Consider the following 10,290-nt stretch of genomic DNA (forward strand, 5'->3'; position numbering starts at 1 on the left):
TCACCGACACCCCCCCGAGAAGGAGAAGCCCTCATGACCGACCGGCTGACGTACGAAGAGCTCGCGTCCCTGATGAAGAAGGGGGCCGGACTGACCGTCGACCACCGGGAGATGGAGAACCGGTCCGACACGGCCTTCGACGAGTTCGGCCTCGACTCGCTGGGCCTCCTCGGCATCGTCGGCGTACTGGAGAACCGGCACGGGCAGCCGCTGCCGGCCGACGCCGACCGCTGCAAGACCCCCCGCGAGTTCCTCGACCTCGTCAACAACAGCCTTATGACAGGAGCCTGAAGTGTCCGGACACACCGAGAACGAGATCATCATCGCCGCACCCCTGGACCTCGTCTGGGACATGACGAACGACCTGGAGAACTGGCCGCGGCTCTTCAGCGAGTACGCCTCGGTCGAGGTCATCGAGCGCGACGGCGAGCGGACCACCTTCCGTCTGACCATGCACCCCGACGAGAACGACAAGGTGTGGAGCTGGGTCTCCGAGCGCACCACGGACCGGGTCGGACGCACCGTCCGTGCCCGCCGCGTCGAACCCGGCCCGTTCCAGCACATGGACATCCACTGGGAGTACGCCGAGGCGCCCGGCGGCACGCGGATGCGCTGGACGCAGGACTTCGCCATGCGCCCCGACGCCCCGGTCGACGACGCGTGGATGACCGACAACATCAACCGCAACTCCCGTGTCCAGATGGAACTCATCCGGGACAAGATCGAGCAGCGCGACCGCGAGCGCCGCACGGCCGCCGTTCCGGCCAACTGACACACCGTCCGCCGACGGCGGTCCGGGGCCCGGCCTCCTTGGCCGGGCCCCGGACCGGGTACCAGAAAGGCACCACCTGATGCACCACGCTCTGATCGTCGCCCGGATGGCGCCGGAATCGGCGCCGGACATCGCCGAGCTGTTCGCCGCCTCCGACAGCAGTGAGCTGCCGCACCTGGTGGGCGTCACCCGGCGCAAGCTGTTCCAGTTCGGCGACGTCTATCTGCACCTGATCGAGTCCGAGCGCCCGCCGGGCCCGGAGATCGCCAAGGTGACGGGCCATCCGGCGTTCAAGGACATCAGCGACCGGCTCACCGCCTTCGTCAGCCCCTACGACCCGCAGACCTGGCGCGGACCGAAGGACGCGATGGCGCAGGAGTTCTACCGCTGGGAGCGCGACTCCACCGCATGACGCCATGACAGGGCCCCGGGCCCGGCCGCGAGGCCGGACCCGGGGCCCTGTCATGTGCGCAACGCGTCAGCCGGGGACCACGCACTCGAACGCGTGGAGGTACGGGTTGACCGGCCGGATCTCGCCGATCGCCAGCCCCGCGTCGGACAGCCGGTCGACCAGGCTCTGCCGGGTGTGCTTGGCACCGCCCACGTTCAGGAGCAGCAGCAGGTCCATGGCGGTGGTGAACCGCATCGACGGCGTGTCGTCGACGAGGTTCTCGATGACGACGACCCGGGCCCCGGGACGCGCCGCGGCGCACACGGACGCGAGCGCCCGGCGGGTGCTGTCGTCGTCCCACTCCAGGATGTTCTTGATGATGTAGAGGTCGGCCGCCACCGGAATGCCCTCGCGGCAGTCACCGGCCACGATGGACGCCCGGCCCGCGAGTGAACCGCCGTCCCGCAGCCGCTCGTCGGCCCGTGCCACGACACCCGGCAGGTCCATCAGGGTGCCGCTGACCGACGGGTGCTTCTCCAGGAGGCTCGCCAGCACGTGCCCCTGACCCCCGCCGATGTCGGCGACGACCGACACCCCGGTGAGGTCGAGCAGAGCGGCGACGTCCCGTGCGGACTGCACGCTGGACGTCGTCATGGCCCGGTTGAACACCTGGGCCGACTCGTGGGCGTCCTGGTGGAGGTAGTCGAAGAACTCCTTGCCGAACACGTCCTCGAAGACGTTGCCGCCGGAGCGCACCGCGTCGTCCAGCCGGGGCCAGACCTCCCACGTCCACGGCTCCGTGCACCACAGCGAGATGTCCCGCAGGCTGTGCGGGTCGTCCTCGCGCAGCAGCCGCGACATGTCGGTGTGGGTGAAGGTGCCGTCGGCGTTCTCCGCGAAGATGCCGTAGCAGGACAGGGCACGCAGCAGCCGTCGCAGCGGCCCCGGTTCGGTCTTCACCACSGCGGCGAGCTCGTCCGCGGTGGCCGGGCCGTCTCCGAGCGCGTCCGCGACACGCAGCCGGGCGGCGGCGCGCACGGCCGCGGAGCGGGCGGCCCCGAACACGATCTCGCGCAGCCGCATGGCCGGCTGCGGGGTGGGGACCGGCTGGACGGGAGTGGTGGTGGGGGTGGTGCTCACGGTGGTCATTCCGTCTCGCTTCTCCTCGTGCGGGGGAACACCGGTCAGCACATCCCGGCCGGTGCGGAGGTGGTGCAGACATTGCCGGTGAAGCGGTTTCCCGTGCCGGCGGTGTCCTGGTCGGCCAGGTCCGCGGGCCGGTTGCCCAGGACGGTGTTGCCGCTGACGGTGTTGTCGGTGTTCTTGGCTCCCACGAAGCTCTTGAACAGCACGACGCCGCCCGAGAGCGGGGTGGCACCCACGTTGTCGCGGATCACGTTGGACCGCACCTCGGTGGACTCGGTGCCGGTGAGGACGATCCCGGAACCCTGGATCGCGGGCAGCCGCTCGGTGGCGGCGCAGAACTTGTTGTTGCCGGTGATCCGGTTCGACCGGATCGTCATGGCGCCGGCCTGCGGCGTTCCCTCGTCGCCCACGACGAACACCCCGCTGCAGTTGGCGGTGAAGGTGTTGTCGTTCACCATCAGGTTCCGTACGCGCCGGGCGGTGAACCCGATCCGGTTGTCGGTGAGGGTGTTGCCCCGGACCCGGGTCCCGCCGGTGTCGGTGGCACCGCCCTCCTCGTCGACGCTGTTGGCGACGAAGATGCCGGCGTCCCCGTTGGAGCGTGCGGTGTTGTGCCGGAGGTCGGAGCGGGTGGACCGCTGCTGCGCGATGCCCCAGACGCCGTTGGAGGCGGCGGTCACCGAGCGGACCTCCAGCCCGTCCGTCCAGGACGCCCAGACGCCGCTCCTGGTGAAGCCGGACACGGTCAGGGACTTGATGGACACGTCGTCCACGGTGTTCTGGGCCGTGCCCAGGACGCAGATCCCGTTGCCGGCCTTGGCGCAGGCGTTCTCGGTCCGGTCCGTGCTCGCGCCGGGCTCGATGACGGTACGGCCTCCGGAGCCGCGCAGGGTCAGTCCGGGCGTGGTGATCAGCACGCTCTCCCGGTAGGTGCCGGGCCGGACGACGATGGTGTCACCGGGCCGGGCGGCGTCCACCGCTGCCTGGATGGACTGGCCCGGACGCACCACGTGGCCGCCCGCGGCGGCGGCCGGACCGGACGGGGCGACGACGCCCAGTCCGGCGGCCGAGGCGGCGGCGATGCTCACGAGGCAGTTGATGTGTCGTTTCCTCATGAGCCGAAGCTATGGGCGATCACCCTTCGATGCCACGCAGGGTGCCCGGTTGCTCACGGGCCGTGCCCGAATGGCTTACGTCGTGGCGAAGGCCCCGCGTCCGTCGTGGACGCGGGGCCGGGCACTCGGGTGATTCGCCCCGTCTCAGTCCGCCGCCGGCCGGGGTGCGACGACCGTGCGGGCCCACCGGTAGTCGGCCTTGCCGCTGGGGGAGCGCTGGATCTGCGGGGTGATGACCAGATGGCGCGGGATCTTGTAACCGGCCAGCCGGGTGCGGCAGTGCGCCTGGACGTCGTCGAGCGAGGGGGCGTCGGCGCCCTCGCGCAGCTGCACCACGGCGGCGACCCGGTTGCCCCAACGCTCGTCGGGAGCGCCCGCGACCAGCGCGTCGTACACATCCGGATGGGATTTGAGCGCCTGCTCGACCTCCTCCGGATATACCTTCTCGCCTCCGGTGTTGATGCACTGGGAACCCCGGCCGAGCACGGTCACGATGCCCTCGGCGTCGACGGTCGCCATGTCGCCGAGCAGCACCCACCGCTCGTCGGCCCTGCGGAAGAACGTCTCGGCGGTCTTGGCCGGGTCGTTGTAGTAGCCGAGCGGTACGTGACCGCGCTGGGCGATCCGTCCCGGCTCGCCCGGGGCCACCGGTTCGTACGTCGCCGGGTCGACGACCGCCGTACGGGCGTTGACTCGGAGCCGGAAGCCGTTCTCCGGACCGGAGTCGGCGGTCGCCGTGCCGTTGAAGCCGGACTCGGACGAGCCGAAGTTGTTCAGCAGCATCACGTGGGGCACCAGCGACTGGAACTCCGCCCGCACCGAGTCCGACATGATCGCGCCCGAGCTGGAGACGGAGAACAGCGCCGAACAGTCGGTGCCCTTCAGCGGGCCCTTCAACGCGTCGATCAGCGGCCGCAGCATCGCGTCGCCCACCAGCGACACACTCGTGACCTTCTCCTTCTCGATGGTACGGAGCACCTCGTGCGGAACGTACTTGCGATGGACGACGACCCGCTGTCCGAAGTTGAAGCCGATGAACGCGGTGAGCGTCGAGGTGCCGTGCATCAGCGGGGGAGTGGGGAAGAAGGTGATGCCCTCCCCGCCGGCCGCCACCCGCTCGGCCAGTTCCTCGGGGGCCTTCACCGGGTCGCCCGTCGGCGCGCCGCCGCCCAGGCCGGAGAAGAACAGGTCCTCCTGGCGCCACATCACCCCCTTGGGCATGCCCGTGGTGCCGCCCGTGTAGATGATGAACTGGTCGTCGGCCGACCGGGCCGGGAAGCCGCGCCCCGCGTCCCCGGATGCCTCGGCCGCCGCGAACGCGACCGCGTCGGGCCCGGCTGTGCCGTCCGCCGGCGTCCCGACCCGCACCAGATGGCGCAGCTTCGGTGCCTGCGGGGCGGCGGCGGCGACGCGCGCGTCGAACTCCGCGTCGAAGACCAGTGCCGCCAGATCCGCGTCGCGGTAGAGGTAGACCAGCTCCTCCTCCACGTAGCGGTAGTTGACGTTGACGGGGACGATGCGGGCCTTCAGGCAGGCCAGTACGGTCTGGAGGTACTCGATGCCGTTGTAGAGGTGCAGCCCGAGATGTTCGCCGGGACCGATGCCCGCCTCGATGAGGTGGTGGGCGACGCGGTTGGCCGCGGTGTCGAGCTCCGCGTACGTGAGCCGGCGTTCGGCACCTGTTCCGGGATGGTCGAGGTAGACGAGCGCCTCGCGTTCCGGGACAGCGTCGACGACCGATTCGAACAGGTCGGCAAGGTTGTACTCCACCGTTCCTCCTGACCCCGGTTGCTGGGTGGCTCGGCGGTCATTAGAGCGCCGACCGGCACAAGTGGGAAGGGGGCCCGGGAAGAAATCTGACTGCCTGTCAGAAAACTATTGAACTGCTTCGCCGCTTACTGCAACCTGTTCTAGCCTTGAGACGGGAGACAGACCATGGGCGGTACGGAACACCTCACCGTGCGGCGCGAAGGCGCCACACTGGTGCTCACCCTGAACCGGCCCGAGAGCAAGAACGCGCTCTCGCTGCCGATGCTGGTCGGCCTGTACGACGGCTGGCTGGCCGCGGACGAGGACGAGGAGGTCCGCTCCGTCGTCCTCACCGGAGCCGGCGGCTGCTTCTGCGCCGGCATGGACCTCAAGGCCCTCGCCGGCAAGGGAATGGAGGGCGAGCAGTACCGGGACCGGATGACGGCCGACCCCGATCTGCACTGGAAGGCCATGCTGCGCCACCACCGCCCCCGCAAGCCGGTCATCGCCGCCGTCGAGGGCCACTGCGTGGCCGGCGGCACCGAGATCCTGCAAGGCACCGACATCCGCATCGCCGGCGAGAGCGCCACCTTCGGCCTCTTCGAGGTCCGCCGCGGCCTCTTCCCCATCGGTGGCTCCACCGTGCGGCTGCCGCGCCAGATCGCCCGCACCCACGCGCTCGAGATGCTGCTCACCGGCCGCCCCTACTCGGCGGACGAAGCGGCCCGGATCGGGCTGATCGGCCGGGTCGTTCCCGACGGCACCGCCCTGGACGCCGCCCTCGCCGTCGCAGAGCAGATCAACGCCTGCGGCCCGCTCGCCGTCGAGGAGGTCAAGGCATCGGTGTACGAGACGGCGGAGATGACCGAGACCGACGGCCTCGCCGCCGAACTCAAGCGCGGCTGGCCCGTCTTCGCCACCGCCGACGCCAAGGAGGGCGCCCGCGCCTTCGCCGAGAAGCGCCCGCCCGTCTACCGGCGGCACTGAACCCAGGAGGAACCCGTGCCCGGCATACTCAGCGCACCGCTGGTGGTCGAATTCCCCTTCACCCGCTCCCTCGGCCCGGTCCAGAGCGCCTTCCTCACCGGACTGCGTGAACGCACCGTGCTCGGCGTCCGCACCGGAGACGGCAAGGTCCTGGTCCCGCCCGTCGAGTACGACCCCGTCACCGCCGAGGAGATCCGGGACCTGGTCGAGGTCGCGGTCACCGGAACGGTCACCACCTGGGCGTGGAACCCGTACCCCCGCCGCGACCAGCCCCTCGACACCCCCTTCGCCTGGGTGCTCGTCCGCCTCGACGGCGCCGACACCGCGCTCCTGCACGTCCTGGACGCACCCGGACCCGACGCCGTCCACACCGGGATGCGCGTCCGTGTCCGCTGGGCCGAGCACCGCACCGGCGCCATCACGGACATCGCCTGCTTCGAACCGTACGAAGGCGAAGGCGAGCCCGGCGGATCCGCCCCGCACGACGGCGAGTTCGCCGACCCGGTCACCGGCATCGTCACCCCCGCACGCCTCGACTACACCTACTCGCCGGGCCGCGCGCAGAGCGCCTACCTCGAAGCGCTCGCGGGCCGCCGCGTCGTCGGGGAACGCTGCCCGTCCTGCAGGAAGGTGTACGTCCCGCCGCGCGGTGCCTGCCCCACCTGTGGCGTCGCCACCGACGAACGGGTCGAGGTCGGACCCCGCGGCACGGTCACCACCTTCTGCGTGGTCAACATCAAGGCGAAGAACCTCGACATCGAGGTGCCCTACGTCTACGCCCACATCGCCCTGGACGGCGCGGACCTCGCCCTGCACGCCCGGATCGGCGGAATCCCGTACGACCAGGTGCGGATGGGACTGCGGGTCGAACCCGTCTGGTCCGAAGGGAACCGCCACCCCGACCACTACCGGCCCACCGGCGAGCCCGATGCCGACTACGACGCCTACAGGGAGCTGGTCTAGATGCGAGACGTAGCGATCGTCGCCTTCGCGCAGACCGACCATCTGCGGCGCACCGACGAACTGTCCGAAGTCGAGATGCTGATGCCCGTTCTGCACCAGGTCCTCGACGCCACCGGCCTGAGGACCAGCGACATCGGCTTCACCTGCTCCGGCTCCAGCGACTACCTCGCCGGCCGCGCCTTCTCGTTCACCATGGCGCTGGACGGCGTGGGGGCGCACCCGCCGATCTCCGAGTCCCATGTCGAGATGGACGGCGCCTGGGCCCTGTACGAGGCCTGGGTGAAGATCCAGACCGGGGAGGCGGACACCGCGCTCGTGTACGCGTACGGGAAGTCCTCGCCCGGCGAGGTACGCGACGTCCTCACCCGGCAGCTCGACCCGTACTACACCGCCCCGCTGTGGCCCGACTCCGTCGCACTCGCCGCGCTCCAGGCCCAGGCGCTGATCGACGCGGGCGACACGGACGAGACCGCGCTCGCGGAGGTCGCCGCCCGCAGCCGCGCGGACGCCTCGGACAACCCGCACGCGCAGCTCAGCGGAACGGTCCCGGCAGGCGACTACCTCGTCCAGCCGCTGCGGACCGGCGACTGCCCGCCCGTCGGCGACGGCGCCGCCGCCGTGATCCTGGCCGCCGGGGACACCGCGCGGGCCCTGTGCGCCCGGCCCGCCTGGATCCGCGGCATCGACCACCGCATCGAGGCCCACGGCCTCGGAGTGCGCGAGCTCACCGAGTCGCCGTCGACCCGGCTCGCCGCCGAACGCGCCGGGGTCTTCGAACGACCCGTCGACACCGCCGAACTGCACGCCCCGTTCAGCTCCCAGGAAGTGGTGCTGCGCAAGGCGCTCGGCCTGGGCGACGAGGTCAGGGTCAACCCGTCGGGCGGCGCGCTGGCCGCCAATCCGGTGATGGCCGCCGGGCTGATCCGCCTCGGTGAGGCCGCCGCCCGCATCCACCGCGGCGAGTCCGACCGGGCCCTGGCCCACGCCACGTCCGGCCCGTGCCTCCAGCAGAACCTGGTCGCCGTTCTCGAAGGGGAGAGTGCTCATGCCTAAGGAGCCCGTGGCCGTCGTCGGGATCGGCCAGACCAAGCACGTCTCCGCCCGCCGCGACGTCTCCCTCGCCGGCCTCGTCCGCGAAGCCGCCGTGGCAGCCCTCCAGGACGCCGGGCTGACCTGGGCGGACATCGACGCCGTCGTCATCGGCAAGGCCCCCGACTTCTTCGAGGGCGTGATGATGCCGGAGCTCTACCTCGCCGACGCCCTCGGTGCGGTCGGCAAGCCGATGCTCCGCGTCCACACCGCGGGCTCGGTCGGCGGTTCGACCGCCCTCGTCGCCGCGAACCTCGTCGCCGCCCGCGTGCACCGGACCGTCCTCACGCTCGCCTTCGAGAAGCAGTCGGAGTCCAACGCCATGTGGGGCCTCTCGCTGCCCATCCCGTTCCAGCAACCGCTGCTGGCCGGCGCGGGCGGCTTCTTCGCCCCGCATGTGCGGGCCTACATGCGCCGGACCGGGGCGCCGGACACCGTCGGCTCCCTCGTCGCGTACAAGGACAGGCGCAACGCGCTCAAGAACCCGTACGCGCACATCCACGACGCGGACATCACCCTGGAGAAGGTCCAGGCCGCGCCCATGCTCTGGGACCCCATCCGCTACTCGGAGACCTGCCCGTCCTCCGACGGCGCCTGCGCGATGATCCTCACCGACCGGGCGGGCGCCGACCGTTCACCGCACCCGCCCGCCTGGGTGCACGGCGGTGCGATGCGCAGCGAACCGACCCTCTTCGCAGGCAAGGACTTCGTCTCGCCGCAGGCCGGGAAGGACTGCGCCGCCGACGTGTACCGGCAGGCCGGGATCACCGACCCGCGCCGGGAGATCGACGCCGTAGAGATGTACGTGCCCTTCTCCTGGTACGAACCGATGTGGCTGGAGAACCTCGGCTTCGCCGACGAGGGCGAGGGCTGGAAGCTCACCGAGGCCGGAGTCACCGAGCTCGACGGCGACCTGCCCGTGAACCCTTCGGGCGGCGTGCTGTCCACCAATCCCATCGGCGCCTCCGGGATGATCCGCTTCGCCGAGGCCGCACTCCAGGTACGAGGACAGGCCGGCGAGCACCAGGTGGACGGGGCCCGGCGGGCCCTCGGCCACGCCTACGGCGGCGGGGCGCAGTTCTTCTCCATGTGGCTCGTCGGCGCCGAACCGCCCACGGGCTGACGCCGGGACCCCTCCCGGACAGGCCGCGTCCGGCGCGCACCGCGGCCTGTTCGGGAACGCCCGCGATGGCTAGGCTCTGTCCCGGCCCAAGGACGAGCGGGAGGAGCCGACGTGGCACCCAGGACGACACCCCAGCAGCACTTCGCCCGCTGGGGCAAGCCGGAACTCGACCTCGGCAACGCCCGGTGGCGTTCCGGCAGTCAGGGCATCGGCGACGTCCAGATCGCCTTCGTCGAGGGATTCATCGCGATGCGCAACGCCGGGCGCCCGGGCAGCCGGCCGCTGGTGTTCAACCCGGCGCAGTGGCGCGCCTTCGTCGTGAACGCCCGGCACGGCGCGTTCACGGGCGGAAGCGCCCATGCTGGGTAGCGTGGTGGGTGTGACCGGTGAAAGTGATCTTCGCACCCTGCTGAGCGACCTGCGTCCGGAGCTGCACCCCGGACGCTACGTCTACACGACCGCGCCCGACGGACGCGTGCCCGACGGCGCCGCCCCCGTCGTCACGGTCGGCGAGGCCGAAGCGCTCACGCTGGTACTCCCCGAATCCGAGGCCGTCGCGGCGGGGCTGCCCTACTCCTACGTGGCCGGCTGGATCACTCTCCGTGTGCACTCGGCCCTGGAGGCCGTCGGGCTGACGGCCGCCGTCTCACTCGCCCTGACCGACGCGGGAATCAGCTGCAACGTGGTGGCCGGCTTCCACCACGACCACCTCTTCGTCCCGTACGAGCGGTCCGCCGAGGCCGTCGCCGTGCTGGAGGCACTGGCCTCGGAGYCGGGCACGGGGTGACGGCGGCGGACCGCTCGTACGGGGGGACGAAGAGGTGGTCGTGGTGGAAGCCGGCCACCACGTTGCAGCTGATTCCCGCGTCGGTCAGGGCGAGTGAGACGGCGGCCGTCAGCCCGACGGCCTCCAGGGCCGAGTGCACACGGAGAGTGATCCAGCCGGCCACGTAGG

Annotated in this window: 12 protein-coding genes and 1 pseudogene; 9 read left to right on the top strand and 4 right to left on the bottom strand. The window is 71.1% G+C overall.

All coding sequences use genetic code 11. The annotated features are described in order from the left end of the window. Nucleotides 1-33: 33 nt before the first annotated feature. The 3 genes from EAO72_RS17370 to EAO72_RS17380 all read left to right on the top strand — a co-directional run bounded on the left by EAO72_RS17370 (nucleotide 34) and on the right by EAO72_RS17380 (nucleotide 1,184). On the top strand, nucleotides 34-291 hold the full coding sequence (locus EAO72_RS17370) for an acyl carrier protein (protein WP_148018248.1): 258 nt from the start codon (nucleotides 34-36) through the stop codon (nucleotides 289-291). Between the two features lies 1 nt (nucleotide 292). Further along, nucleotides 293-772: an SRPBCC family protein gene (locus EAO72_RS17375; RefSeq protein ID WP_148018249.1), complete on the top strand. Its 480-nt coding sequence runs from the start codon at nucleotides 293-295 to the stop codon at nucleotides 770-772. Between the two features lie 79 nt (nucleotides 773-851). Continuing rightward, complete coding sequence (locus EAO72_RS17380) at nucleotides 852-1,184, top strand: TcmI family type II polyketide cyclase (RefSeq protein ID WP_148018250.1); 333 nt, start codon at nucleotides 852-854, stop codon at nucleotides 1,182-1,184. A 66-nt stretch (nucleotides 1,185-1,250) separates the two neighbouring features. On the opposite strand, the gene EAO72_RS17385 is transcribed toward EAO72_RS17380, so the two are convergent. The 3 genes from EAO72_RS17385 to EAO72_RS17395 all read right to left on the bottom strand — a co-directional run bounded on the left by EAO72_RS17385 (nucleotide 1,251) and on the right by EAO72_RS17395 (nucleotide 5,194). Continuing rightward, a complete protein-coding gene (locus EAO72_RS17385) occupies nucleotides 1,251-2,312 on the bottom strand; it encodes a methyltransferase (RefSeq protein WP_148018251.1) in 1,062 nt (353 codons plus the stop codon). A gap of 35 nt (nucleotides 2,313-2,347) precedes the next feature. Next, the gene (locus EAO72_RS17390) at nucleotides 2,348-3,424 is read right to left on the bottom strand and encodes a right-handed parallel beta-helix repeat-containing protein (RefSeq protein ID WP_148018252.1); all 1,077 of its coding nucleotides are present in this window, start codon (nucleotides 3,422-3,424) and stop codon (nucleotides 2,348-2,350) included. Nucleotides 3,425-3,568: 144 nt separating this feature from the next. Next, complete coding sequence (locus EAO72_RS17395) at nucleotides 3,569-5,194, bottom strand: acyl-CoA synthetase (protein ID WP_148018253.1); 1,626 nt, start codon at nucleotides 5,192-5,194, stop codon at nucleotides 3,569-3,571. 165 nt (nucleotides 5,195-5,359) lie between these two features. Here EAO72_RS17395 and EAO72_RS17400 point away from each other — a divergent pair, with 165 nt between their 5' ends. The 6 genes from EAO72_RS17400 (at nucleotide 5,360) to EAO72_RS17425 (ending at nucleotide 10,122) form a co-directional block, all read left to right on the top strand. Then, the gene (locus EAO72_RS17400; RefSeq protein ID WP_148018254.1) at nucleotides 5,360-6,160 is read left to right on the top strand and encodes a crotonase/enoyl-CoA hydratase family protein; all 801 of its coding nucleotides are present in this window, start codon (nucleotides 5,360-5,362) and stop codon (nucleotides 6,158-6,160) included. A 15-nt stretch (nucleotides 6,161-6,175) separates the two neighbouring features. Then, a complete protein-coding gene (locus EAO72_RS17405; RefSeq protein ID WP_148018255.1) occupies nucleotides 6,176-7,123 on the top strand; it encodes a Zn-ribbon domain-containing OB-fold protein in 948 nt (315 codons plus the stop codon). Next, nucleotides 7,124-8,176 (top strand): thiolase domain-containing protein, encoded by a 1,053-nt coding sequence (locus EAO72_RS17410; RefSeq protein WP_148018256.1) that lies wholly within the window; start codon nucleotides 7,124-7,126, stop codon nucleotides 8,174-8,176. It begins immediately after the preceding gene. Further along, a complete protein-coding gene (locus EAO72_RS17415) occupies nucleotides 8,169-9,335 on the top strand; it encodes a thiolase domain-containing protein (RefSeq protein ID WP_148018257.1) in 1,167 nt (388 codons plus the stop codon). Before EAO72_RS17410 ends, EAO72_RS17415 begins: the two co-directional genes overlap by 8 nt. A gap of 111 nt (nucleotides 9,336-9,446) precedes the next feature. Further along, complete coding sequence (locus tag EAO72_RS17420; RefSeq protein WP_148018258.1) at nucleotides 9,447-9,704, top strand: DUF397 domain-containing protein; 258 nt, start codon at nucleotides 9,447-9,449, stop codon at nucleotides 9,702-9,704. 10 nt (nucleotides 9,705-9,714) lie between these two features. After that, nucleotides 9,715-10,122: an ACT domain-containing protein gene (locus EAO72_RS17425; RefSeq protein ID WP_148018259.1), complete on the top strand. Its 408-nt coding sequence runs from the start codon at nucleotides 9,715-9,717 to the stop codon at nucleotides 10,120-10,122. On the opposite strand, the pseudogene EAO72_RS17430 reads toward EAO72_RS17425, so the two are convergent. Next, nucleotides 10,121-10,290, bottom strand: a pseudogene (locus tag EAO72_RS17430) (ACT domain-containing protein); the annotation flags it as partial. The gene EAO72_RS17425 and the pseudogene EAO72_RS17430 overlap by 2 nt on opposite strands.

It is taken from the genome of Streptomyces sp. OR43 (genome assembly GCF_008042275.1).
In the GTDB taxonomy this organism is placed as follows: domain Bacteria; phylum Actinomycetota; class Actinomycetes; order Streptomycetales; family Streptomycetaceae; genus Streptomyces.

What these genes read in the sequence shown, in the direction of transcription:
- EAO72_RS17400 (WP_148018254.1), top strand. Translation starts at nt 5,360, where the DNA reads ATGGGCGGTACGGAACACCTCACCGTGCGGCGCGAAGGCGCCACACTG.
- EAO72_RS17370 (WP_148018248.1), top strand. Translation starts at nt 34, where the DNA reads ATGACCGACCGGCTGACGTACGAAGAGCTCGCGTCCCTGATGAAGAAG.
- EAO72_RS17410 (WP_148018256.1), top strand. Translation starts at nt 7,124, where the DNA reads ATGCGAGACGTAGCGATCGTCGCCTTCGCGCAGACCGACCATCTGCGG.
- EAO72_RS17390 (WP_148018252.1), bottom strand. Translation starts at nt 3,424, where the DNA reads ATGAGGAAACGACACATCAACTGCCTCGTGAGCATCGCCGCCGCCTCG.
- EAO72_RS17380 (WP_148018250.1), top strand. Translation starts at nt 852, where the DNA reads ATGCACCACGCTCTGATCGTCGCCCGGATGGCGCCGGAATCGGCGCCG.
- EAO72_RS17415 (WP_148018257.1), top strand. Translation starts at nt 8,169, where the DNA reads ATGCCTAAGGAGCCCGTGGCCGTCGTCGGGATCGGCCAGACCAAGCAC.